General features: G+C 72.9%; 24 protein-coding genes. 18 read left to right on the forward strand and 6 right to left on the reverse strand.

Annotation, left to right across the window (positions count from 1 at the left end; translation table 11 throughout):
• Nucleotides 1-63 precede the first annotated feature (63 nt).
• Nucleotides 64-534 (reverse strand): aminoacyl-tRNA deacylase, encoded by a 471-nt coding sequence (locus ACFYML_RS26010; RefSeq protein WP_387423122.1) that lies wholly within the window; start codon nucleotides 532-534, stop codon nucleotides 64-66.
• A 93-nt stretch (nucleotides 535-627) separates the two neighbouring features.
• Between ACFYML_RS26010 and ACFYML_RS26015 the strand changes: the two genes are divergently transcribed.
• The 4 genes from ACFYML_RS26015 to ACFYML_RS26030 all read left to right on the forward strand — a co-directional run bounded on the left by ACFYML_RS26015 (nucleotide 628) and on the right by ACFYML_RS26030 (nucleotide 4,874).
• On the forward strand, nucleotides 628-2,028 hold the full coding sequence (locus ACFYML_RS26015; protein WP_387423124.1) for an FAD-binding oxidoreductase: 1,401 nt from the start codon (nucleotides 628-630) through the stop codon (nucleotides 2,026-2,028).
• The gene (locus tag ACFYML_RS26020) at nucleotides 2,025-3,368 is read left to right on the forward strand and encodes a class I SAM-dependent methyltransferase (protein WP_387423125.1); all 1,344 of its coding nucleotides are present in this window, start codon (nucleotides 2,025-2,027) and stop codon (nucleotides 3,366-3,368) included. The genes ACFYML_RS26015 and ACFYML_RS26020 overlap by 4 nt, the downstream gene beginning before the upstream one ends.
• Nucleotides 3,369-3,460: 92 nt before the next feature.
• Nucleotides 3,461-4,021: a helix-turn-helix domain-containing protein gene (locus ACFYML_RS26025; RefSeq protein WP_387423126.1), complete on the forward strand. Its 561-nt coding sequence runs from the start codon at nucleotides 3,461-3,463 to the stop codon at nucleotides 4,019-4,021.
• Nucleotides 4,014-4,874 carry an SRPBCC family protein gene (locus ACFYML_RS26030; RefSeq protein ID WP_387423127.1) on the forward strand — a complete coding sequence of 287 codons (861 nt, stop codon included), beginning with the start codon at nucleotides 4,014-4,016 and terminating at the stop codon, nucleotides 4,872-4,874. The genes ACFYML_RS26025 and ACFYML_RS26030 overlap by 8 nt, the downstream gene beginning before the upstream one ends.
• A gap of 69 nt (nucleotides 4,875-4,943) precedes the next feature.
• Here the strand turns inward: ACFYML_RS26030 and ACFYML_RS26035 are convergent, their stop codons facing one another.
• Nucleotides 4,944-5,183 carry a hypothetical protein gene (locus ACFYML_RS26035; protein WP_387423128.1) on the reverse strand — a complete coding sequence of 80 codons (240 nt, stop codon included), beginning with the start codon at nucleotides 5,181-5,183 and terminating at the stop codon, nucleotides 4,944-4,946.
• A 211-nt stretch (nucleotides 5,184-5,394) separates the two neighbouring features.
• Here ACFYML_RS26035 and ACFYML_RS26040 point away from each other — a divergent pair, with 211 nt between their 5' ends.
• The 4 genes from ACFYML_RS26040 (at nucleotide 5,395) to ACFYML_RS26055 (ending at nucleotide 9,732) form a co-directional block, all read left to right on the forward strand.
• Nucleotides 5,395-6,531, forward strand: a complete 1,137-nt coding sequence (locus tag ACFYML_RS26040) for an RNA-guided endonuclease InsQ/TnpB family protein (protein WP_387423129.1) — start codon at nucleotides 5,395-5,397, stop codon at nucleotides 6,529-6,531.
• A 428-nt stretch (nucleotides 6,532-6,959) separates the two neighbouring features.
• The gene (locus ACFYML_RS26045; RefSeq protein WP_387423130.1) at nucleotides 6,960-8,165 is read left to right on the forward strand and encodes an esterase-like activity of phytase family protein; all 1,206 of its coding nucleotides are present in this window, start codon (nucleotides 6,960-6,962) and stop codon (nucleotides 8,163-8,165) included.
• Between the two features lie 176 nt (nucleotides 8,166-8,341).
• Nucleotides 8,342-8,761 (forward strand): hypothetical protein, encoded by a 420-nt coding sequence (locus ACFYML_RS26050; protein WP_387423131.1) that lies wholly within the window; start codon nucleotides 8,342-8,344, stop codon nucleotides 8,759-8,761.
• Entirely contained in the window at nucleotides 8,758-9,732 is a 975-nt protein-coding gene (locus ACFYML_RS26055; RefSeq protein WP_387423132.1) for a S1C family serine protease, read from the forward strand. Before ACFYML_RS26050 ends, ACFYML_RS26055 begins: the two co-directional genes overlap by 4 nt.
• Before the next feature lie 95 nt (nucleotides 9,733-9,827).
• Here the strand turns inward: ACFYML_RS26055 and ACFYML_RS26060 are convergent, their stop codons facing one another.
• The 3 genes from ACFYML_RS26060 to ACFYML_RS26070 all read right to left on the reverse strand — a co-directional run bounded on the left by ACFYML_RS26060 (nucleotide 9,828) and on the right by ACFYML_RS26070 (nucleotide 11,612).
• Entirely contained in the window at nucleotides 9,828-9,977 is a 150-nt protein-coding gene (locus ACFYML_RS26060) for a hypothetical protein (protein WP_387423133.1), read from the reverse strand.
• Nucleotides 9,978-10,077: 100 nt separating this feature from the next.
• On the reverse strand, nucleotides 10,078-11,280 hold the full coding sequence (locus ACFYML_RS26065) for an RNA polymerase sigma factor (protein ID WP_387423134.1): 1,203 nt from the start codon (nucleotides 11,278-11,280) through the stop codon (nucleotides 10,078-10,080).
• A gap of 5 nt (nucleotides 11,281-11,285) precedes the next feature.
• On the reverse strand, nucleotides 11,286-11,612 hold the full coding sequence (locus ACFYML_RS26070) for a YciI family protein (protein WP_357436762.1): 327 nt from the start codon (nucleotides 11,610-11,612) through the stop codon (nucleotides 11,286-11,288).
• 381 nt (nucleotides 11,613-11,993) lie between these two features.
• On the opposite strand from ACFYML_RS26070, the gene ACFYML_RS26075 reads away from it, so the two are divergent.
• The 6 genes from ACFYML_RS26075 to ACFYML_RS26100 all read left to right on the forward strand — a co-directional run bounded on the left by ACFYML_RS26075 (nucleotide 11,994) and on the right by ACFYML_RS26100 (nucleotide 18,045).
• Nucleotides 11,994-13,418, forward strand: a complete 1,425-nt coding sequence (locus ACFYML_RS26075; RefSeq protein WP_387423135.1) for an MFS transporter — start codon at nucleotides 11,994-11,996, stop codon at nucleotides 13,416-13,418.
• Between the two features lie 97 nt (nucleotides 13,419-13,515).
• Entirely contained in the window at nucleotides 13,516-14,010 is a 495-nt protein-coding gene (locus ACFYML_RS26080) for an RNA polymerase sigma factor (protein ID WP_387423136.1), read from the forward strand.
• Nucleotides 14,003-14,716, forward strand: a complete 714-nt coding sequence (locus ACFYML_RS26085; protein ID WP_387423137.1) for a hypothetical protein — start codon at nucleotides 14,003-14,005, stop codon at nucleotides 14,714-14,716. The genes ACFYML_RS26080 and ACFYML_RS26085 overlap by 8 nt, the downstream gene beginning before the upstream one ends.
• Before the next feature lie 27 nt (nucleotides 14,717-14,743).
• The gene (locus ACFYML_RS26090) at nucleotides 14,744-15,832 is read left to right on the forward strand and encodes a hypothetical protein (protein WP_387423138.1); all 1,089 of its coding nucleotides are present in this window, start codon (nucleotides 14,744-14,746) and stop codon (nucleotides 15,830-15,832) included.
• A gap of 46 nt (nucleotides 15,833-15,878) precedes the next feature.
• A complete protein-coding gene (locus ACFYML_RS26095; protein WP_387423139.1) occupies nucleotides 15,879-17,390 on the forward strand; it encodes a hypothetical protein in 1,512 nt (503 codons plus the stop codon).
• A gap of 16 nt (nucleotides 17,391-17,406) precedes the next feature.
• The gene (locus ACFYML_RS26100; protein WP_387423140.1) at nucleotides 17,407-18,045 is read left to right on the forward strand and encodes a class I SAM-dependent methyltransferase; all 639 of its coding nucleotides are present in this window, start codon (nucleotides 17,407-17,409) and stop codon (nucleotides 18,043-18,045) included.
• 8 nt (nucleotides 18,046-18,053) lie between these two features.
• Here ACFYML_RS26100 and ACFYML_RS26105 read toward each other — a convergent pair whose 3' ends face one another.
• Nucleotides 18,054-19,007 (reverse strand): S41 family peptidase, encoded by a 954-nt coding sequence (locus ACFYML_RS26105; RefSeq protein ID WP_387423141.1) that lies wholly within the window; start codon nucleotides 19,005-19,007, stop codon nucleotides 18,054-18,056.
• Between the two features lie 81 nt (nucleotides 19,008-19,088).
• On the opposite strand from ACFYML_RS26105, the gene ACFYML_RS26110 reads away from it, so the two are divergent.
• The 4 genes from ACFYML_RS26110 to ACFYML_RS26125 all read left to right on the forward strand — a co-directional run bounded on the left by ACFYML_RS26110 (nucleotide 19,089) and on the right by ACFYML_RS26125 (nucleotide 23,693).
• Entirely contained in the window at nucleotides 19,089-19,601 is a 513-nt protein-coding gene (locus tag ACFYML_RS26110; RefSeq protein WP_387423142.1) for an ArsR/SmtB family transcription factor, read from the forward strand.
• Between the two features lie 147 nt (nucleotides 19,602-19,748).
• Nucleotides 19,749-22,025, forward strand: a complete 2,277-nt coding sequence (locus ACFYML_RS26115) for a putative bifunctional diguanylate cyclase/phosphodiesterase (protein WP_387423143.1) — start codon at nucleotides 19,749-19,751, stop codon at nucleotides 22,023-22,025.
• 127 nt (nucleotides 22,026-22,152) lie between these two features.
• Entirely contained in the window at nucleotides 22,153-22,791 is a 639-nt protein-coding gene (locus tag ACFYML_RS26120; RefSeq protein WP_387423144.1) for a hypothetical protein, read from the forward strand.
• 143 nt (nucleotides 22,792-22,934) lie between these two features.
• Entirely contained in the window at nucleotides 22,935-23,693 is a 759-nt protein-coding gene (locus ACFYML_RS26125; RefSeq protein ID WP_387423145.1) for a MerR family transcriptional regulator, read from the forward strand.
• Nucleotide 23,694 lies beyond the last annotated feature (1 nt).

Here is a 23,694-nt window from a genome sequence, read left to right on the forward strand (position 1 = left end):
CTTCGAGGCAGGCAGAAGTCGGGGCGGCTGGCCCGGCTGCGCGGCGGGCCCTGACGCTGCCGGTCAGCGGGCCGGTTCCGGGTCGGTCACGTCGGCGACTGTCGCGTCGAGCGTGGCGAGGGCGGCGTCGGCGTCGACGGCCACGGCGACCCCGTGCTCGCCCGCACCGAGGGTGATCTCCCGGCCGCGCAGCCGCTCGTCGGCGACCACCGGCCAGGCGGTGGTCGAGCCGAACGGCGTGATGGTGCCGCGCTCGTAGCCGGTGGCCGCCCGGGCCGCCTCGGCGTCAGGCATGGACATCCGGCTCACCCCGAGCAGGGCGCGCAGCTTGGGCCAGGAGACGACCCGGTCGCCGGGGGTGAGCACGAACAAATGGTCGTCCTCGCCCCGGCGTACCACGATGGTCTTGACCACGTCGGGGACCGCGACGCCGCGCGCCCGGGCGGCCTCGGCGAGGCTGCGGACCGGGCCGTGCCGGATCACCCGGTACGGCAGTCCGGCGGCGACGAGGGCGGCGATCGCGGGGGACGGCATGCCCGCCACGGTAACCCGCCGGCCGACCGGTGGATGCGAAAAGGCCACGGTGGACAGCCCGCCAAGCTGGCGGAGCAGGCGTAATGTGATCTCATGCGTGCTCAGCGTGTGGATCATCCGGTTGACCATGATCAAGCGGTGGACACGCTGCGGCGGTCGTACGCCGCGGTGCCCCCCGGCGAGACCGTGCGGCTGGCCAAACGCACCTCGAACCTGTTCCGTCCGAGATCGGCGCCCGGCGCTCCGGGCCTGGACGTGAGCGGCCTGACCGGGGTGATCGCCGTCGACCCGGCCGCCCGGACGGCCGACGTGCAGGGCATGTGCACCTATGAGGACCTGGTCGACGCCACCCTGCCTTACCGGCTGATGCCGCTGGTGGTGCCGCAGTTGCGCACCATCACCCTGGGCGGGGCGGTGACCGGGCTGGGCATCGAGTCCACCTCGTTCCGCAACGGGCTGCCGCACGAGTCGGTGTACGAGATGGACATCCTCACGGGCGCAGGCGACATCGTCACCGCCCGGCCCGAGGGGGAGCACGCCGAGCTGTTCCGGGCCTTTCCCAACTCGCTGGGCAGCCTCGGCTACGCCACCCGGCTGCGCATCGAGCTGCAGCCGGTACGCCGGTGGGTGGCCCTGCGCAACATCCGGTTCACCCGGCTCGAGGAGTTGACCGACGCGATCGGCGAGGTGATCGCCAAGGGATCCTGGGAGGGCGACCCGGTCGACGGGATGGACGCGGTGATGTTCAGCCCCGGCGAGGCGTACCTGGTGCTCGCCACGTTCACCGACGAGCCGGGGGGACGGCCCAGCGACTACACCGGCCAGGAGATCTACTACCGGTCGTTGCAGCGGCGCACCCGAGACGTGCTGACCACGTACGACTACCTGTGGCGCTGGGACACCGACTGGTTCTGGTGTTCGGCGGCGTTCGGGGTGCAGCATCCGGTGGTCCGTCGGCTGTGGCCACAGCGTTACCGTCGCAGTGACTTCTATCACCGGATCGTGCGGTTGGAGCACCGGTACCAGGTGGCCGCCCGGGTCGACCGCTGGCGGGGCAACCCGGCTCGGGAGCGGGTGGTGCAGGACGTGGAGATCCCGCTCGACCGCACCGCCGACTTCCTGCGCTGGTTCGCTCAGACGGTCAGGATGACGCCGGTCTGGCTCTGCCCGCTGCGGCTGCGCGAGCCGGCCGGCCCCGGCTCCGCCCGGGCCTGGCCGCTGTATCCCCTGCAACCGGGGGAGACCTACGTGAACATCGGCTTCTGGGGCAGCGTGCCGATCGCCGAGGGCGCGGCCGACGGCGACGTCAACCGGGAGATCGAGCGCAAGGTGTCGGAGGTGGGCGGGCACAAGTCGCTCTACTCCGACGCGTACTACGACCGGGAGGCGTTCCACCGGCTTTACGGCGGGGAGACCTGGCGCGCCGCGAAGGACCGCTACGACCCGGAACACCGGCTGACCGGACTGTACGAGAAGGCGGTAGCGAGACAATGAGCCTGACCGACCGTGAACAGGGGGCGGCGAGCACCCCGGGCAACCCGCCGGCGGGTGGCCGCCGCGGCGCACCGACCGTGGCGGACGTGATCCGCACGGTCACCACCGGCGACCTGCCGATCCGCATCACCGGCTACGACGGCAGCGCCGTCGGCCCGGCCGATGCCGGGATCATCGTGACGATCCGCACCCCACGGGGGTTGTCCTACCTGCTCACCGCACCCGGCGACCTGGGCATGGCCCGGGCGTACGTGAGCGGTGACCTGGGGCTGGAGGGTGTGCACCCGGGCGACCCGTACGAGGCGTTCAAGGTGCTCAAGGACGAGGTGCGCCTGCGGTTGCCGGCGGTGGGCGAGGGGCTGGCCCTGGTGAAGGGGCTGGGCTGGGAGCGGCTGATGCCGCCACCGCCCCCGCCGCAGGAGGCCGCGCCGCGCTGGAAGCGGGTGATGTCCGGGCTGCGGCACTCGCGCGGCCGGGACAGCGATGCGATCTCGCACCACTACGACGTCTCGAACGCCTTCTATGAGAAGGTGCTCGGCCCGTCGATGACGTACACCTGCGCGGTTTTCCGCAGCCCGGGCGACACGCTGGAGGAGGCGCAGCGCGCCAAGTACGACCTGGTCGCCGGGAAGCTGGCGCTCAAGCCGGGGATGCGGCTGCTCGACGTCGGGTGCGGCTGGGGCGGCATGGTCCGGCACGCGGCCCGGGAGTACGGCGTCAAGGCGCTCGGGGTGACCCTGTCGAGGGCCCAGGCGGAGTGGGCGCAGGCGGCGATCGAGCGGGAGGGGCTGGGCGAGCTGGCCGAGGTGCGGCACCTGGACTACCGGGACGCGCCGCGGGAGCAGTTCGACGCCGTCTCCTCGATCGGGCTGACCGAGCACATCGGGGTGCGCAACTACCCGGCGTACTTCGGGGCGCTCAAGGACCGGTTGAAGCCGGGGGGCCGGCTGCTCAACCACTGCATCACCCGCGCGGACAACCGCGCCCCGCACCGCTCCGGCGCCTTCATCGACCGGTACGTCTTCCCGGACGGTGAGCTGGCCGGGCCGGGTCGGCTGGTCAGCGAGATCCACGACGCCGGGCTGGAGGTGCACCACGAGGAGAACCTGCGGCAGCACTACGCGCTGACGCTGGCCGGCTGGTGCCGCAATCTGGTCGAGCACTGGGACTTCTGCGTCGGGGAGGTTGGCCTGGGCACCGCCCGGGTGTGGGGGTTGTACATGGCCGGCTCCCGGCTGGCATTCGAGCGGAACGAGATCCAGTTGCACCAGGTGCTGGCCACCCAGAACGGCCCGCAGGGCGTGAACAGTTATCCGCTGCGCCCCGACTGGACGCCCTGACCTCATCGGTTCAGCGAAAGGCCGCGCGGTTCGCGCGGCCTTTCGTCGAACCTATTGACAAAGAAGTTTTGTACGTACAAACTGATTTTGCCATGAGAGACGTCCTGTACCTGGAAGAGCGTGAGCAGGCCGAGGCCCTGCTCAAGCCGCAGCGCATCGAGGTGCTGCGGCACCTCGCCGAGCCCCGCACCTGCACCGAGGTCGCGGGCCTGCTGGGCCAGACGCCGCAGCGCGTCTACTACCACGTCAAGCAACTGGTCGCGGCCGGGCTGGCCGAGCAGGTGTCCGAGCGCCGGGTGCGCGGCATCACCGAGGGCATCTACCAGGCCGTCGCCCGGTCGTACTGGCTGTCACCTCGCCTCGTCGGACGCATCGGTGGGACGCGCCGGGCGCAGGACGAGCTGAGCCTGGGCTACCTGCTCGACCTGATGGAGGAGGTCCAGGCGGACATCGCCGCCCTCGACCGCACCGCACCCGAGCTGCCGTCGATCGGCGTCTCCGGCGAGATCCGGGTGCCGGCCGAGCGGCGCCAGGAATTCCTGCACGACCTGCAGTCGACGCTGCAGGACCTGTTCACTCGTTACGGCGGCGCCGAAGGAGATGCCTTCAAGCTCGCCGTGGCCTGCTACCCGAAGGGCGACAACAATGACTGATCTGCTGACCATCCGAGTCCGGCTCGCCGCACCGGCGGAGCGCGTGTGGCGCGCGCTGACCGACCCCGCCGAGCTGCGCGTCTGGTTCGCCGAGCACGCCGAGGTCGAGCTGCCGCAGCGGTACGCGTTCTGGGGCCGCTTCACGCCGGAAGGCGACGCCCCGCAGCAGCGGCTGCTGCACGCCGACGACCACAGCCTGCGCTTCGCCTGGCTGCTCGGCGGCGTCGAGACCACCAGCGAGATCGAGCTGGCGCCGCAGGGCGAGCACACCGAGCTGACCCTGCGGCAGAGCCACTTCGTCTTCAGCGAGGCGCTCGACGGCAGCACCATCCGGGGCGTGCTGCAGACCTGGTGGAGCCTGGCCCTGGCCAACCTCAACGCCCACCTGGAGGGGCGGCCGCTGCTGCCCCGCACCGACTTCACCTCGGCCGACCTGCGCGGCGAACTGGTGATCGACGCCCCGATGGACCGGGTGTGGACCTCGCTGACCGACTCCGAGCAGGCCAGCGCCTGGTTCGGGTTCCCGATCGGCATCGAGCCCTGGGTCGGCGGCCGCTACGCCATGGGCGGCTTCGAGGCCGGGTATGCGGCCAAGGTGGTCGACCTGACGCCGGGCCGCAAGATGTCCGTCGACTGGGGACCGACCGGCGTCAGCACCTGGGAGCTGGCCGAGTCCGGCGGGAAGACCAAGCTGACCTTCGTGCAGAGCGGCTTCGACGAGAGCAACCCCCCGTACGCGGCGTGGAGCGGGTCGGTGTCCGGGCTGTCGGAGCTGCGCCGCTTCCACGAGGTGCCGGACTGGCAGCCGATCTGGCTCGGCGAGGAACAGCCGGCGGGCAGCGCGGCCAGCTGACCACCGGCCAGCTCCGCAAAACGCGGGGACCCGGGCAGAGGACGTCTGCCCGGGTCCCCGGTGCGGTTACTACCGGACCGGCTGGCCCGGAGCCACGTTCAGGACCAACAGCTGGCCCTTCTCGACCAGCTCCGGGTCCGCGGACTTGGTGTGGTTCTGCACGTCCAGCAGGTACTTGCCCGCACCGAGGAACGGGGCCGGGATGATGCCCGACGACTCCTCGTCAGTGGTGTCGAAGTACGCGCCGCCGGGCAGGAAGCGCTCCGGGTCCTCGTCGACGATCCGGCGCACCGCCACCCGCTCCCGCATCCCCACCAGGCCGTGCCCGCCCCGGCCACGGGGGAGCGGGAGCCGGCCGAACCTCGCCGCGCTCGTTGACGACGGCCACGGAGACCCCGTCCCGGGCATAGGAGATCGTCACCACCGTCGGTACGGAACCAGCGTGGCGCAGCACGTCATCGGAAATGCCGCTCCCTTCCCTCGGTGATCGTCTTATATGGACTGTTGCTAGAATGTGAGCATGGGCGCGGTGGTGAAGCGGGCGTACAAGTACCGCTTCTATCCGTCTCCTGAACAGGCCGAACAGTTGTCCCGGACGTTCGGGTGCGTGCGTCTGGTCTACAACCGGGCGTTGGAGGCGCGGACCCGCGCCTGGGCGGTCGGCTGCCAGCGCACCACCTACGTGCAGTCCTCGGCGTGGCTGACCGAGTGGAAGCGCACCGACGAGCTGGCGTTCCTGAACGAGGTGTCCTCGGTGCCGTTGCAGCAGACGCTGCGGCATCTGCAGGCCGGGTTCGTGGCGTTCTGGGACAAGAAGTCCCGGTATCCGAGGTTCAAGTCCAAGCGCAGGTCGCGGGCGTCGGCGGAGTACACCCGTTCCGCCTTCCGCTGGCGTGACGGGCAGCTCACCCTGGCCAAGATGAACAGCCCGCTGCACATCGTGTGGTCCCGGCCCCTGCCCGAAGGGGCGGAACCGTCGACGGTCACCGTGTCCCGGGACGCCGCCGGCCGCTGGTTCGTGTCCCTGCTGGTTGAGGACCAGACGGTGAAGCCGATGCCGCCGGTTGCGGTCGAGGTGGGTGTGGACGCGGGCATCACCAGTCTGCTCACCCTGTCCCAGCCGATCCCGGGGGTGAGCGACGAAGAAGGAAAGGTGGCCAACCCGCGGTACGGGCAGGCCGACCGGCGCAAGCTGGCCAAGGCGCAGCGGGACCTGGCCCGCAAACAGGACGGCTCCGCGAACCGGGCGAAGGCCCGAATGAAGGTGGCCCGCATTCACGCCCGTATCGCCGACCGGCGGCGGGACAACCTGCACAAGCTGACCACTCGACTCGTCCGTGAGACCCAAACGGTCGCGATCGAAGACCTCAGCGTGCGTAACATGCTCCGCAACCGCCGCCTGGCCCGCGTCATCTCCGACGCGGGCTGGGGTCAGTTCCGGAGCATGCTGGAGTACAAAGCCGACTGGTACGGGCGTGAGGTGATCCCCGTCGACCGGTGGTTGCCCTCGTCCAAGACCTGCTCCGGGTGCGGGCGGATCAACACCACCCTCGCCCTCAACGTGCGCGCTTGGACGTGCCCGGGTTGCGGGGTTGAGCACGATCGGGACATCAACGCTGCTAAGAACATCCTCGCCGCCGGGCTGGCGGAGAGGTAAAACGCCTGCGGAGCTGATGTAAGACCTCAAGGGAAACCTCCCGGCAAGGCAGTCGGCGATGAAACAGGAAGCCTCACGGGCGACCGTGAGAATCCCGGCCCCTTCAGGGCCGGGAGGATGTCAAGGGTGCGGTGTTCTCCCTGCTGTTGCTGCCCTTGGTGGTCGCCGGCGTCCGCGTCGATGGACGCGAACGGGGGAACGTCGCCTGATTGCGTGCGCCGGCGCCGGCGGCGAGCCGCAGCGGGCGCCAACGTCTGGCGACGTTGGCGCCCGCCCGCGTTCGGCAAGCCCGACAGCAGCTCAGCGCAGCTGAGTGGTGACCTTTGTCGAGCACGGTCGCTAGTGAGGCGGCCGTCCACTCAGTTGTTTGGTCTGACGCTGGTCCCGGGTTTAACCCGGGTTAAACCATGCGGCCTAGCATCCCGCCCATGACACCCCTCGTACGACGCGCCGCCATCGGCCTGACCGCTGGCGCGCTCGCGGTCACGGTCGTGGCGCCCTCGTCCACCGTGGCCAGTGCCGCTCCCCGCGACCAGTTCGGCCGGGCGACCCTCACCGGGTTCGCCGCCCTGCCCGCCGAGACGTTCGTCCCGGCCAGCGAGCCGTCCGGCGCGCTGCTCGGCACCGCACCGATCAACGGCGTCACCCCGCCCTTCGCCGACCAGCCGGTGCAGGGATTCAGCGGAATCCTGCGCAACACGGACGGAACCTTCGACGCGCTCTCCGACAACGGCTACGGCAACAAGGCCAACAGCGCCGACTTCGTCCTGCGCATCCACCGCATCGTGCCCGACTTCCATACCGGCAAGGTCGACGTGGTCGGCGGGATCAACCTCACCGACCCGAACAGCCTGGTCCCGTTCCCGCTGACCCGCGCCGACCGGGTACTCACCGGCGCCGACTTCGACATCGAGTCGATGGTGCGGGTCGACGACGGGTCCTACTGGATCGGCGACGAGTTCGGGCCGTACCTGCTGCACGTGGATCGGGCCGGCCGGCTGCTGCAGGCACCGATCCCCCTGCCCGGCGTGCGAGCCCCGGAGAACCCCGCCGGCTCGCCCAACCTCGGCAGCAGCAAGGGCTTCGAGGGCATGGCCCTGTCGCCCGACGGCAGGACACTGTTCCCGCTGCTCGAGGGAACGGTGGCCGGTGACCCCGCGGGTGCGCTGCGACTCAACGAGTTCGACCTGGCGACCGGTGCCTACACCGGCCGGCGGTGGATCTACCAGCTCGACGCGCCCAGCCACGCCATCGGCGACGCGATCAGCGTCGACCAGCACCGCCTGCTCGTCATCGAGCGGGACGGCGCGGAGGGCGACGCGGCCAAGGTCAAGAAGATCTACCTGGCCGACAAGCGCGACCGCGACCGCGACGGACGGCTGGACAAGACCCTCGTCGCCGACCTGCTCGACATCGCCGACCCGCACCGGCTGGGCGGCCCCGGTGAGACGTTCCAGTTCCCGTTCACGACCATCGAGGACGTGGTGATCCTCGACGACCGGACGCTCGCCGTCCTCAACGACAACAACTTCCCGTTCTCGTCCGGCCGGAACCCCGGCCGACCCGACAACAACGAGTTCATCACCATCCGCCTGACAGACCGCCTGCACGCCGACCCGCGGGTAGTCCGGTAACCGCACGTTCGCGAGAAAGGGTGGGCGGTTCGCTGCCCACCCTTTCTGCTCATCCGGACGGGCGAGCCGAAGCGGTTCGCCCCCGGCCACGGCACACCGGGTTTGCACAGGAAGGGCACAAGTCGGCTTCAGATGCCCGAGCGACGGTGGGTGCATCACCGAGCCGAGGAGAAGTCATGCAGCGCGTCGCCGACACCGCCCCCACCGTCGCCGTCCTCGGCGACCCCACCCTGGTCACCGGGCTCGCCCGTCAACTGCCGACCGCCTGGCGGGTGCTGCCCACCCCCAGCATCGACTGCGTGCAGCCCGGCGACCTGGTGCTGCTGATCTGCCCGCACGTGGACACCGTCGGGCCAACCCACCGCCGGCTGCCGGCCGGGTGCACCCTCGCGGTCCTCGTCGACCACGACGCCGCCGCGTCGGCCATCGCCGACATCCTCCAGGCCGGGGCCGACGTCTGCGTACGGGCCGGGTCGACCGCCATCCTGGCCGGCCACCTCGTCGCCTGTCACCGCCGAGCGAGCCGGCCACCGTCACCGGCGGTCGACCGGACCACCGGCCTCGCCGGCGCCGAGCGGCTGGCGGTGACCCGATGACCGACACGTTGAACCGCACCAGCGTCGCGCCCACCGCTCCCGCTCCAGTCGACACGCCGGCACCGGCAACCGCCGCCCCGCCTGCCCCGGTCGATCTGCCGGCGCCCGCGACGGCCACCCGGCCCGGCTCGGACGGCGGCCCCGGCTCCGGATGGCCGCCCACCGAGCCACCACGGTCCGCCGGAATCCCGGCCCTACCACCGCACACCACGCCCACGGACACCCGTCCGTACCGGCGGCGTGGCCGGGTCGCGGCGGCCGGCGTCGCGCTCGTGCTCATGCTGGGCGGCGGCGCGTCCGGCGCGCTGGTCACCGACCGGCTGCTCGCCGACGGCACGACCGCCACCGCGTTACGCGTGACCCCGGCCGGCGCCGCGATCGACTCCCTCGCCGGGGTGGTCGCCGCGGTGTCGCCGAGCATCGTCACCGTCACCGCCGCCGCGAACACGGGCAGCAGCCTCGGCTCCGGTGTCATCCTCGACGCGGACGGGCTGATTCTGACGAACGCCCACGTGATCGCCTCCGGCGGTCAGCTGAGCGTTGAGCTGTCCGACGGGCGTACCGCCCCGGCTGTCCTCGTCGGCCAGGACACCAGCGCGGACATCGCGCTGCTGCGGGCTGACGGCCTCACCGGGCTGACCCCGGCGACACTCGGCAGCGACTCCGCGCTGACCGTCGGCGACCCGGTGCTGGCCTTCGGCAGCCCACTCGGCCTGCAGAACACGGTGACCTCGGGGATCGTCTCCGCGCTGAACCGGTCGGTGGACGACATGAGCGGCCTCATCCAGACCGACGCGGCGATCAACCACGGCAACTCCGGCGGCGCACTGGTCGACACCGCCGGGCGGGTCGTCGGCATCAACGTCGCCATCGCCACCACCGGCCAGGACGCCGGCAGCATCGGGCTCGGCTTCGCCATCCCGATCGACACCGTCCGCACCGTGGTCGATCGGCTCACCGCCGGGCACTGACCCGTCCGGCACCCGCCGGCCCCATCAGATCTGTCCCTACAGAGCCGACAGTGCGTTCATCAGCGGCTCAAGCCCGGCCCAGGCCGGCAGCGGGCTCACACCCGCCTGCGAATCCAGCCGACGATAGCGGTCGCGATGAACAGGATCGCCCCGATCACGAACAGCCAGAACAGGCCCTTCACCACGAGCCCGACGACCACCAGAACCAACCACACCAGCAACAGGGCGACGATCAGTGCGATCATGGGGCGCTGCGTACCCACGTGTAACCTGCGCAAACCGGGCGGTGGACGGGTGCTGCGAAATCACCCACCTCCCAGTTCGGCGCACAACCCGTCGAGGTTCTCACTGGCTCACGTCGGCCGCGCGCCGCAGCAGCGCCCGCCGTTCCGGCTCGGAGCGCACCGCGTCGGCTGCCGCTCGGAACAGCGCCGCGGCGCGGTCCCGGTCGCCGTGCCGGGCGGTCAGCTCGGCCTCGGCGGCCAGCGCCGGCGGGTAGTTGTCCAGCACGCCACCGGCGCGGGCCTCGGCGAGCAGCGCCAGCCCGGCCGCCGGACCGTACGCGTAGCCGTGGGCGACCGCCCGGTTGAGCCGGACCACCGGGGTGGGGCGGAGCTGGACCAGATGGTCGTACCAGCCGGCGATGGCGGGCCAGTCGGTGTCGGCGGCGGTGCGGGCGGTGGCGTGGCAGGCGGCGATCCGGGCCTGCAGGGCGTACGGGCCGTGACCGGCGCGGTCCAGCAGCGCCACGCCCTCGGCGATGGCGTCCTGGTCCCACCGGGACCGGTCCTGCTCGTCGAGGGTGAGCAGGTCGCCGGCCGGGTCGCGGCGGGCGGCGCGGCGGGAGTGGTGCAGCAGGAACAATGCGAGCAGCCCGGCCACCTCAGGCTCCTGCGGCAGCAACTCGTGCAGCAGCCGGGCCAGCCGGATGGCCTCAGCCGTGAAGGCCGGCTCGCCGTCGGCGTCGTACCCCCGGGTGAACAGCAGGTAGAGCACGGCCAGGACGCCCGGCAGCCGCTCGACCAGCGCGGGTCCGGTCGGCACCCGGTACGGGACGCCGGCCGTCGCGATCCGCGTCTTGGCCCGGGTGAGCCGGCGGGTCATGGCGGACTCGCTGACCAGGAAAGCGCGGGCGATGTCGGCGGTGGGCACCCCAGCGATCGTGCGCAGGGTCAGCGCGACCCGGTCCGGCAGAGCCAGCGCCGGGTGGCAGCAGGTGAAGATGAGCCGCAACCGGTCGTCCACCACATCCCCCTCCGGTGGCGCCGGCTCGGGGTCGGTGAGCAGCGCCAGCTCGCGCAGCTTGCGGCGTTCCACGGCAGCCCGGCGCAGCACGTCCACAGCCCGGTTCCGGGCGGTGGTCATCAGCCAGCCGCCCGGATTCCCGGGTACGCCGTCGCGCGGCCACCGTTCCAGCGCCGCCGCGAGCGCCTCCTGGGCGCAGTCCTCGGCGAGGGTCCAGTCGCCGGTCACGCGGATCAGGGCGGCCACGATCCGCGGGTACGCCTCGGCACCCGCTGCGGCGACCGCCCCGGCCGCGTCGGTCACCGGCGTCAGTCCACGAGGGGGCGCAGCTCGATCCGGCCCGCGTACGCCATGGGGTGGGCGCGGGCCACCTCGACCGCCTCGTCCAGGTCGGCGCACTCCAGCAGGTCGAAGCCGACGATCACTTCCTTGGTCTCGGCGAACGGGCCGTCGGTGAGCAGCAGTTCACCGTCGCGGACCCGGACGGTGGTGGCCGCCGACGGCGGCGCGAACCGGCTGCCCGTCACGCGCTGGCCGTTGGCGTCCCGCTCGGCCACCCACTGCTCGATGTCGGGCGCGGCGCTGGGGTCCTTGTCCGGCTCGGTGTCGGTGCAGACGAGCATCATGTACTTCATCGTTCTCTCCTCCGGTCGTGCTTCCACCCAGCCTGACGAACGCGGGCCGCGTGTCCGGACAGCCGCGGGCGAAGAAATTCGTGGGTGATTTCCGGGCCGAGCCGGGGTACTGCCGGGCGATGTTCTTCATCTTCGGGCCTGAGACCAGAGTTGACCGGTCCGGCGTTGTCGTGGACGGCTGCCACATTGTCACCCGCCAGCCGTGCACGCTCGGCCGCCGGCACCGGCGTCGCAGCCGGCCGCTCGCCGGTGCCCGGTCGCCCCGCTCGCCCGGGAACCGCCCCTCCGGCCGCTGACCGGCCTGTGATCTTCGACCCCGTCGCGGGATCTGGTCCGACGTGCGCGAATACGCTGGGGCGGTCGTCCGAACGGGGAGAAACCTTGCGCCATCATCCGGCTGTCGTGCTGGTGGCCGTCCTGCTGTCCACCCTCGCGCTGCCGGTCTCGCTGACCGGCGCGTCCGTCGCGCTGCCCGACATCGGCCGGGATTTGGACGCCGGGCTGGCCGGCGTGCAGTGGGTGGTGAACGGCTACAACGCCACCTTCGCCAGCTTCATGCTCGCCACCGGCGCGCTCGCCGACCTGTTCGGCCGCCGCCGGGTCTACGCCATCGGCGTCGCGGTGTTCGCCGCCGGCGGGCTGCTCGCCTCGGTCGCCGAGAGCATCCTGCTGCTCGACGTCGCCCGCGCCCTCGCCGGGGTCGGCGCGGCCGCCGCCGCGACCAGCGCGTCCGCCCTGCTCGCCGGGACGTTCCAGGGCCGGGCCCAGGCCCGCGCCTTCGGCGTGTTCGGTACGACCATCGGCGTCGGCCTCGCCTTCGGCCCGTCGATCGCCGGGCTGCTCATCGAGGGCTTCGGCTGGCGGGCCGTCTTCGCCGCCCCGGCGCTGGCCGCCTGCGCGGTGCTCGCCCTGGTGCCGCTGCTGCCGGAGTCCCGCCAGCCGCACCCCGGGCGGGTCGACTGGCCCGGCACCGTCTCGTTCACCGCCGCGCTGCTGCTGCTCATCTTCGGGTTCGTGCAGGGCCCCGAGTACGGCTGGGCCGCCCCGGTCATCATCGCGGCGTTCGCCGCCGCGGCGGCGCTGCTGGTGGCCTTCGTCCGGGTGGAGCGCCGCCGCGCCGATCCGATGTTCGACCTGGCGTTGCTGGCCAGCCCCCGGTTCCTCGGCATCTGCCTGGCGGCGGCCACCATCGTGGCGGTGCTGGTGCCGCTGCTGGTCTACCTGCCGTCGTACCTGACCACGGTGGTCGGGCTCAGCGCCGGCGCGGCCGGCGCGACGCTGATCCTGCTCACCGCCCCCACCCTGGTGCTGCCGCTGCTCAGCGGCGCACTGACCCGGCTGGTCCCGGCCACCGCGGTCACCGTCGTCTCGGTGGCCGTGGTCGCCGTCGGCGCGGCCTGGGCCACCGTCCTCGGCCCGCACGCGGACACCGCGACGCTGGCCGGTCCGCTGCTGACCATCGGGGTCGGGGTGGGCCTGTCCATCGGGCTGCTCGACGCAATCGCCATCGGCAGCGTCGCCCCCGCCCGCGCGGCGACCGGCGCCGGGATGATCAACACGGCCCGCCTGACCAGCGAGACCGTGGCCATCGCCGTGGTCGGCGCGGTGCTGGCCAGCACCACCGCCGGCCGGCTCGCCGACCCGGGCTTCACCGGCGGGCTGCGGACGGTGCTGTGGTCGATGGCCGGGCTGGCGGCGGCCGCCGCGGTGACCGTCGCCGTACTGGTCCGCCGGGGCGCGGCCCGCGTCAGCCCGGCAGAGACGGTGACCGAAGCGGAGCCGGCCGCCGGGCCGACCGCCGCCTAGCGCCGGTGGTGGCCCCGGCCGCCGGGGCGGTGCAACCAACCGCAGCACTCGTGCGCCTGAGCTTCGACGTCCGGGCATGGACGGGACTGGAGCGGAGATGGCGGTGGGGACGGAGGTCGCCGAGCCGGTGTCGCTGGGCGAGGACGGGTTCAGGACCGTGTACGAGGAGCAGTTTCCGCTGCTCGTCCGGTTCGCATACCTGACGACGGGGAGCGCGGCGGCAGCGGAGGACCTGGTGCAGGAGACCTTCGTGGAGCTCTACCGGCACCGTGACCGGGTCCGCGCTCCGGTGCCGTGGCTGCGGCGTGCGGTCGCGAACCGGTGCACCTCCTGGGTACGGCGCCGGGTGCTGGAACGCCGCCACGCGTTCCGCGACCCGGACCCGCCGTACGCCCCGACGTCAGCGGACGGTCCGGCGGTGCGGGCGGCCCTGCGCCAGGTACGCCCACGCCAGCGTGCCGCCCTCTTCCTCCGCTACTACCTGGACCTGCCGGAGCGGGAGATCGCGGAGGCGCTCGGCTGCGCCCCCGGCACCGTCAAGGCGCTCCTGCACCGTGGACTCGCGAACCTGAAGGGACAGCTCGATGTCTGACCGCGCACAGTGGACCCGGTCGGTGCTGGACCGGGCGCTCGCCGACCAGACCTTCCCCACCCCGCCCGTCGCCGTCGTCGTGGCGCGCGCCGAGCGGCGGCCGGCACGCAGCGGCTGGCCGGTGCTGGCCGCCGCGCTGGCGACGGCGTGCGCGCTGGTCGCCGGCTCCCTCGTCGGGCCGGTGAGCCGGCTGCTCTTCGGCGAGCTGGGACCGGGGCGGCCGCTGTCCGGGATGCCCGCCGCCGAGCGAGCCGAGGTGGCCGCCCAGTGCCCGGTGTCCGGTCACGGCGACCGACTGCTCAACTCGGTGACCTGGCCGGACGGTCGCCGGGCGGCGGCCGCGGTGAACGGCACGGGGTACTCCTACTGCGTCTCCGACCGCTCCGGGGAACTGCGCCCCCTCATCGAGGGGCAGGTGGATCCCGGCCAGGATCCGCTGGCCTGCGCGCCTCGCTCCTGCCGGTACGGCAGTCTGACCGGGCTGCTGTCCGCCCTGCCGGTCGGGGCGTGGGTCATCGCGGTGGGCCCTGCCCCGGCAAACGCGGTGCGGGTGCGCGGGCGCACCGACGCCGGTGACCTGGTCGAGGCGCCGGTGGTGAACCGCACCTGGATCCTGCGCGCCGACACCCGGACCCGGTCGAGCATCGACGTGCGGAGCGTGGACCTGATCGCCGCCGACGGCACGATCCTGTTCACCGTGCGCTGACCCGAGCGGCGGCTATCGTGGCGTGTCGTGACGGACACCGCGCAGCGCCTGGCCGAGATCCGGGGTGGTGTGCCGCCCCGACGGCACAACGCCCGCACCATCGCCGCGTTGACCGGCAACCCGGGCTGCACCCGGCGGGCGGTGCTGGACAGCGCCGGGGTGGACAAGCCGAAGCTGGCCGAGCGGATCGGCTTCCCGGCCCGGTTCGGCCAGTCCCGCTTCGCCATCACCCGGGGCAACGCCTTCGAGGCCCAGGTGAAGGCGGACGGCGGTGCGGAGTTGCTGCGGCTGGTCGCCGAGCGGCTGGGCGTACCGGTGCCGGCGGGCGCGACCTGGACGGACCTGGGTGGGGCCGAGGACCTGCCGGACCGGCACGAGCGGTCCCGGGCGGCGCTGACCGGCGACGGCGACGAGCCGGCGCTGTTCGACCATCCGCTGCTCGGGCTGGACGTGGCCGGCCGGCGGGTGCACCTGGAACCGGACCTGGTCGCGGCCCGGCTCGGTGGCCGCTTCCACGTGGTGGAGATCAAGTCCTTCCCGGTGATCGACGGTCAGGCCGACCCGGCCAAGGTCTCCGCCGCCGCCATCCAGTCCGCCGTCTACGTGCTGGCGCTGCGCGAGCTGCTGGCCGCCGCCGGGCACGACCCGGACCTCGTCTCGCACGAGGTGGTGCTGGTCTGCCCGCGCGACTTCGCCAACCGGCCGGTGGCCAGCCTGCTCGACGTCCGTAAACAGCTGCTGGTGCTGCGCCGCCAACTCGACCGGATGGACCGGATCGAGGACCTGCTCGCCGACGTGCCGGACGGCTTCACCGCCGACCTGACCGCCGACCCGGCGACCCTGACCGCCGCGCTGACCGGGGTACCCGCCCGTTACGCGCCCGAGTGCCTGGCCGCCTGCGAGCTGGCGTACTTCTGCCGGCACGAGGCGCGCGGCCACACCACCGCGCTGGGGCGACCGGTGCGGGAGGCGCTGGGCGGCATCGCCGACGTCGGGGAGGTGCTGGCGCTGGCCGACGGCGTGCGCGCCCCGGACCCGGAGCAGACGGAGGCCGCCGCCCTGCTGCGCGCCGCCACGCGCCTGCGCGCCGACGCCCTCGCCGGAAACCCCGCATGAGCACGCTGCGCCGGCCCGCCCGGCCCGTCCCGCCCCGGAGGTCCCGGTGAGCACCCTGCGCGCCCTCGCCAAGGCGCAGGCCGTCGCCGCCGGGCTGGCCCAGCCGGTGGCCACCGTCCGGCACCTGCACCTGTCGGACCGCCCGCTCGTGGTGGTGCCCCTCGCCATGGCGGGCGAGGCCAACGCCCCACTCGCCGCCATGGTCGGCACCGCCCACGACGAGGCGCGGCTGCTGGTCGTGCCGCAGCCCCGCAACCGCGACCAGCGGTTCGCGTTCGCCGCCGAGCTGGCCGGGATCATGCTGCCGTACCTGGACTCGTTCTGCGGGGTCAGCGAGGCGGTGCCGGTCGATCGGGGCAAGGACGTGCGGTACCGGTACGTCGACGCGCCGCAGTTGCTGCTGCCCAACCCGGCCGGGATCACCTTCCTACGGCTGTTCGGCCGCTCGACCCGGTTCCGCCGCCCGGACGGCGACTATCCGGTGCATCCGTCGGTGCCGCTGCTCGGGCGCTGGCTGACGTTCTTCGCCGAGCGCGCCGAGCATCCCGGCTCGGCGGCGTTGGTGGCGATGACCGAGGCGTTGACCCTGCACTGGGCGACCGGGCAGAGCGCGGTGGAGGACCTGCACCTGCCGGCGCTGCTCGGCTGGCTCGACCCGCCGCCCGGCTCGACCGGCGCCGAGGCGGCCGCCCGGGCCGAGGACCCCCAGGTGTGCCCGCCCGCCGGCCCGGCCACCGACCCGGACTTCGACAACCGGCGGCTCGCCCCAGCGATGGCCGCGTACGCCGAGGCCGACGGCGACCCGGCCGCCCGGTCGGCGGCGTACGCGGAGCTGGAGCGGCTGCTGCGCGACCAGCTCACGCCCACCTGGGAGCTGATGTGGCGCGGCGTCGGGCTGCTGCGCGCGCTGCCGCCCGGCACCCGGGTGGCCAGCCGGTGGGACGGCGACAAGGACGCCTTCACCGGGTACGCCGAGTACGTCGACGACGGCGGCGGGCCGCAGCCGCGCCGGGACGGGGCGGTGGCCGCGGCGGTGCGGCTGCACCGGCTGGAGCGGGCCCTCACCTCGTATGCGGTGCAGCGTGCCTACGACGACCCGCTCGTGATGGCCGAGCACCGGCTGACCGGGGAGGCGTTCGTCGGTGACGTGACCCTGGCCGACCCGAAGCGGGTGGACGACACCGGCAAGCGGCCGGTGCTGCGCCCCCGCATCCAGGTGGTCACCACCGAGCCGGTGCTGGTGCCGGTCGGGGCGACCCTCTACTCGCCGGCGCGGCCCGGCCAGAAGGCGAAGGTGGTCTTCCTGACCCCCGGCGCGGACGGAAAGACCGAGGTGGTGCTGGAACTGTCCGGCGGGATGGGGCGCGGGCTGACCGCGCCGCCGGGCACCGTGCCGGAGGTGGGGGAGCGGCTCTGCCTCACCACCCTGTCGGATGCGTTCCTGCCGGCCGGGAACTTCCCCGCCACGGAGGAGACCCCGTGGACCCACGGCGGCCCGCCGACCGTCGGGCCGGCACCCGAGAGCGGCGACGGGGACCCGGCGGAGGAATGGACCTGAATTCCAGGATGGCGCGATGAGCGGCGATCACGACCGGGTGCGGCGCAGCTACGACACGGTCGCCGCCGAGTACCGGCAGCGGCTGGCCGACGAGTTGGCGGGCAAACCCCTCGACCGGGCGTTGCTGGCCGCCCTGGTCGAGCTGGCCGGGCCCGGGGCGCCGGTGGCGGACCTCGGCTGCGGGCCGGGGCACGTGACGCACTGGCTGGCCGGGCGGGGTGTCCCGGCGGTGGGCATCGACCTGTCGCCGGGCATGGTGGCGCAGGCCCGCCGCGCGTACCCGGGAGTGGAGTTCCGCGAGGGTGACCTGCTGCGGCTGCCCGCCGCGGACGCCGAGTTCGGCGCGGCGGTGGCCCTGTACTCGGTCATCCACCTCGCCCCCGACGAGCTGCGGCCGGCCCTCGCCGAGGCCCGCCGGGTGCTGCGGCCGGGTGCGCCGCTGCTGGTCGCGGTGCACCTGGGCAGCGAGGTGCGGCACCTGGACGAGTGGTGGGGACACCGGGTGGACGTCGACTTCCACTTCCTCACCGCGGAGACGCTGCTCGGTGCCCTGCAGGACGCCGGGTTCACGATCGAGGCGCGCCTGGAACGGGCGAGCTACCCGCACGAGGTGGAGACCCGGAGGCTGTACGTGCTCGCCCGTCCCTGTCCCTGACGCCCGGATCAGGGGAGGGTGGCCAGGGCCTCGCGCGCCTCGTCCGCCGTCGGCCGCTGCGGGTCGGCGGCCAGCAGCGCCTCCAGCACCCTGCGGTACGCCACGTCCTGCGCGGCCCCGGCGGACACCTCGACGTCCGGGATCACCCCGCAGCCCTCCCAGTTGGTGCCCGTCACCGGGTTGACCGGCCGGAGCACCGGCACGGTCAGTTCCAGGTGCGGGTGTACCCGGTGGCCGACGCAGGGGTGCGCGCCACCCCCGGTCCGCTCGCCGACCACGGTCGCCCGGCCGAGCTGCTGCAGGTCGTACGCCAGTTCCTCGCCGCCGGAGACCGTCTTCGCGGAGGTCAGCAGGTGGACTGGCTTGCCGGCCCCGTACGGCGGGACCGGCAGGTGGGCGGCGCTCCAGAACTGGTGGGCGTTGCCGGCCCGGTCGTACATGGTGTGCAGGTGCGTGGGCTCGGCGAAGAACCAGCCGCAGATCAGGGCGACCATGTCGGGGCTGCCGCCCCGGTTGCCGCGCAGGTCGAGCAGGAGCGCGTCGGTGCTGTCGAGCAGCCGCAGCGCGGCCGTCATGGCGTCGCCGGCGATCCGCGGCGGGAACAGGCACGGCCGGATGTCCAGCAGGCCGACGTTGCCGGCCAGCCGTTGCACCCGGGCGATGCCGCCCATGGTGGCGGCGGCCTCCCGGGCCCAGAAGCCCTCGTCCGGGTCCTCGTCGCGCTCGGGCAGGGCCGCGGCGTGGTGCTTGAGCCGCAGGTGCGAGTCGCCGTTGGCCGCCTGGAGGTCCGCGGTGACCAGCGGGGCGAGGGCCGCCGGGGCGGTCGCGTCCGCGTACCCGCCGGCGCGGAGCCGGTCGCCGAGGTGTGTGGCGATCCGTTCGGCGACGTCGGGCAGGACGTAGTGCTCGGTGACCAGCTTCGCGGCCCGCTCGACGACCTCGGTGATCTCGTCCTGGCGCATGTGTGTTCCCCCGTCCGGTGTGGTGAGCGTCAGTAGAGCAGCCGGATTGACAAAGCGTCAAGAGAAATGGACGCTTTGCGGGTGACCGACGAGACTGCCGACGCGCTGCGGGTCCGCACCCCGGCCCAGTTCAAGGCGCTGGCCCACCCGTTCCGCCACCGGCTGCTCTTCGCGCTCGGACCCGGCCCCGCCACCATCAGCCAACTCGCCGCCGGGCTCGGCACGGCGAAGGGCACCGTCGCCCACCACCTCAAGGTCCTCACCGAGGCGGGCATGGTCCGGCCCGCCCACACCCGCCAGGTACGCGGCGGCACCGAGCAGTACCACGAACGCAGCTACCGCCGCCTCGTCGGCGAGACCGTCGACTCCGAGACCACCGCCGCCATGCTGGGCGCGGTCGCCGAGGAACTGGCCGGCGACCCCGACCCGCTGCTGCACCTGCGCCACCTGCGGCTCACCCCCGAGCAGGCGCAACGGCTCCGAGCCACCCTGGACGACCTCGTCGGCGACACCGAGGAAGCCGCCCCGGATCAGCCCCGCTACGGGGTCCTCGTCGCCCTCTACCGCCGCCACGACACGCCGTCACCGACCTGATCCAGCACGGCTGACCGACGCCGATCGGCTCTGGCGGCGATACCGAGCGGTAGTTAGGCTGGCGGCGTTCGCCGTCCGCAACCGGTCCTCAACGTCGAGGGTGCGCACACAGAGAGCCGGAGCGATGCCGTTGTACCCCAGCAGGACGTGAGCCTCGCCGCCCCGGGCGTGGCCCGTCCCTCGATCTCCGGCCGCGTCGGGCTCGTCGCGGCCGCGTTCGTCGTACTCACCGAAGCCCTCTGGCTGGTGGCCGGGCTGCCCGGCGCGGCCCTGGCCAGCGACCTCGGCGCGATCGCGGTGGCGAGCTGGGCGGCGGTGGCCTGCGCCGGGGTGGCCCGGCGACACCCCGAGCCGCTGCAACGATTCTGGGCGCTGCTGGCCGTCACCATGACCCTCGCCGCGACCGGCCGGATCGTGTGGACGGTCGAACGGCTCGCCGGGCAGGACCTGCCGCACACCGCGCTCGTCGGCGGGCTCTTCACCGCCGGCATCGTCACCGGCACCGCCGCGCTGCTCTGCTCGCTGGCCGCCCCACGCAGCCTCGTCGGGCAGGCCCGCACCCTGCTCGACGGGGTGATCGTCGGGCTGGCCCTCATCCCGATCGCCTGGCTGGTGGTCTTCCGCGACATCGCCGCCGCCGACCTGGCCGACCCGCTGCGCACCTTCGGGCTGCTCTACCCGATGTTCGACCTGATGCAGCTCACCATCCTGGTGGCGGTCGCCGGCCCGGCCCGTCCGATGTGGCGGGCGCACACGCTGATCGGCGTCAGCCTCGCCGCCCGGGCCATCGCCGACACCGTCTACGTCTACCTCGTCGCACACGGCACCCACACCCCCGGCCACGTGATCGACCTCTGCTGGCCGCTGAGCTACCTGCTGATCGGCGCCGCCACCCGGTGCCCCCCGCCTGCCGGCGACGACGGCGACGACGGCACCGAGTCGCCGCTGCCCCCGTGGTGGCGGGTCGCCCTGCCGTACCTGCCGGTCGGCGGGGCGATCGTCGCCGTGGTGCTCGCCCGGCGGCCCACCGGGCAGAGCCCACACCTGATCTTCGTCGCCATGATGGCGCTGCTCGGCGTGCTGGCGCTGCGGCAGGGGCTGGCCGCCAACGAAAATCTGCGGCTGGTCGCCTGGCTGCGCCGGCTCGCGTACTCCGACCAGCTCACCGGCCTACCCAACCGGCTGACCTTCACCCGGCGGCTGCGCCGGGCCCTGCGCCACGACGGCCCGGTCGCCGTGCTGCTCCTCGACCTGGACGGGTTCAAGCAGGTCAACGACCGCTTCGGGCACGCCGCCGGGGACCGGCTGCTGACCACCATCGCGGACCGGATGCGCGACGCCCTCGGCGCCGACGGGATGATCGCCCGGCTCGGCGGCGACGAGTTCGCGGTGCTGGTCGACCGGGACCGGCCGGTGCCGCCCGAGCGGCTCGCCGAGCGGCTGCTCGCCGCCCTCGAGCCGCTGCCCGGCGAGGAGGACCTCGGCGTGCACCCGTCGGCCAGCATCGGCATCGCCGAGTACGGCCCGCAGCACACCTCCCACACCGACCTGCTCCGCGACGCCGACATCGCCATGTACGCGGCGAAGGCGGCCGGCAAGTCCGCGTACCGGACCTGCACGCCGCAGCTGCGCGAGTCGGCGGTGACCCGGGCCGAGCTGATCGCCGACCTGCGCCGCGCGGTCGACGAGGGGCAACTGCTCATTGAGTTCCAGCCGATCGTCGACCTGGCCACCGGGACGGTCCGCAGCGCCGAGGCGCTGGTCCGCTGGCGGCACCCCCGGCTCGGGGTGCTCCCACCGGCGAAGTTCCTGCCGCTGGCCGAGGAGACCGGGCTGATCCTGGCGATCGACCGGTGGGTGATCCACCAGGCGTGCCGGGCCGCCGCGACCTGGCGGGAAGAAGCGCCCGAGGTCACCGTGGCGGTCAACATCGCCGCCGCCCACCTGCGCCGCCCCGACCTGATCGCCACGGTCGCCGCCGCCACCTCGGATGCCGGCCTGCCGCCCCGCGCGCTCACCCTCGAACTGACCGAGTCGGCGCTCATCGACGGCAGCGAGACCGTGTTGGAGCGGCTGCGCCAGCTCCGCGACCTCGGCATCCGCATCGCCATCGACGACTTCGGCACCGGCTACTCCTCGCTCAGCTACCTACATCGGATCCCGGCCACCGAGCTGAAGATCGACCGGTCCTTCGTGTCCCGACTGGACGCCGAGGACACCCGGGCGTACGCCACCGTCGAAATGGTCAACCGACTGGCCGACGCGTTCGACCTGGCCGTGGTGGCCGAGGGGATCGAGACCGGCACCCAGCACGCGGCGGTGACCGCGATCGGCTGCCTGCACGGCCAGGGCTTTCGGTACGGGCGGCCGACCACCCTGGCCGAGCTGCGCACCATGCTCACCCCGGTCGACGCCACCCGCTGACCGGCCCGGCCAAGGCGGGTCGAAAGTCCCGGGTGGAACAGGGGGTTCGGCCCTGCTTCACGGGCTGGGCCGGCGGTGACGATGAGACGGACATCGAAAACTCGTCACCAGCCACACAGGAGCCGTCATGAAGCGCCGGACCTTGGATCTGCTGTTCAGCATCGGCGGGCTGGGCCTCGCGGTCCTGCTGCTCGTCGTGGGCATCGTCCTGACCACAAACGCCAACTTCGCCAACACCTACGTGCACGACCAGCTCGCCGCGCAGCACATCAGCTTCAAGCCGGCCGATCAGCTGACCGACGAGGAGAAGAAGTCGGACTGCCTGCGCGAGTACGCCGGCCAGCAGCTCACCACCGGCAAACAGGCCGAGTGCTACGCCAACGAGTTCATCGGCCTGCACCTCAAGTCGATTTCCGGCGGCCAGACGTACGCCGACCTGGGCAAGCCGGAGGCCGCGCTGAGGCAGCAGGTGGCCCAGGCCGAGCAGACCAACGCCGCCAACCTGCCCGACCTGCAGAAGCAGCTCGCCGAGGTCACCGCCCAGCGGGAGACCGTCTTCAAGGGCGAGAGCCTGCGCGGCATGCTGCTGACCTCGTACGGGTTCAGCGAGTTCGGCCGCAAGGCCGCGCAGGGTGCCCTGGCTATGTACCTGGGTGCGGCGCTGCTCCTGCTGCTGTCGATCGCGGGCCTGGTGCACGCGTTCCGCACCCCGGCCAGCGAGACGTTCGCCGCGCCGCAGCGGGCCAAGGAGCCCGTCACCGCCTGACCCCGCCGTGATCGCCCCCGGCCTTCCTGATGAGGCCGGGGTGATCGGCTTTCCGGCACGCTCGGTGTGAGGTGGGACGCAGAATCTGGCTTGACCCTCACGTAACGGTAGGCGGGAGCCTTGGCTGTGGAAGGGAGGGAACCATGGCTTACACGGTGGGTCAGGTGGCGCGGGCGGCCCGGGTCACGGTCCGCACGCTGCACCACTACGACGAGATCGGGCTGCTGTCGCCGAGCGGGCGTACCCCGGCCGGCTACCGCCGCTACTCGGATGTGGACCTGGAGCGGTTGCAGGTCATCCGGGCCTACCGGGAGCTGGGGTTCCCGTTGGAGGAGATCGCCGAGATCCTCGACGACCCGGGTGGGGACCCGCTGCCGCACCTGCGCCGGCAGCACGAACTGCTCAGCGGGCGGATCGGGAAACTGCGGGAGATGGTCGCGGCGATCGAGCTCGCGATGGAGGCGAGAGCATTGAGCATCCAGCTGACGCCGGAGGAGCGGTTCGAGGTCTTCGGGGACTTCGACCCGGACGCGCACGCCGAGGAGACGGAGCGGCGCTGGGGCGGCACGGAGGCGTACCGGCAGTCGAGCGAGCGGGTCGGCCGGTACGGCAAGGAGGACTGGCTGCGGAACAAGGCCGAGAACGCGGACTGGGGGCGGCGGCTCGCCGAGCTGATGGCCTCGGGTGCCCCGGCCGACAGCCCGGAGGCGATGGCGCTGGCCGAGGAACACCGGCAGCTCATCACCCGCTGGTTCTACGACTGCTCGTACGAGATCCACACCGGGCTGGCGGACATGTACGTCAGCGACCCGCGCTTCACCGCGTACTTCGAGAAGATCCGGCCCGGGATGGCCGCGTACCTGAACGAGGCCATCCACGCGAATGCGATCAACCGGGCCTGAC

Source organism: Micromonospora sp. NPDC007230 (assembly GCF_042869115.1).
Classification (GTDB): Bacteria; Actinomycetota; Actinomycetes; order Mycobacteriales; family Micromonosporaceae; genus Micromonospora.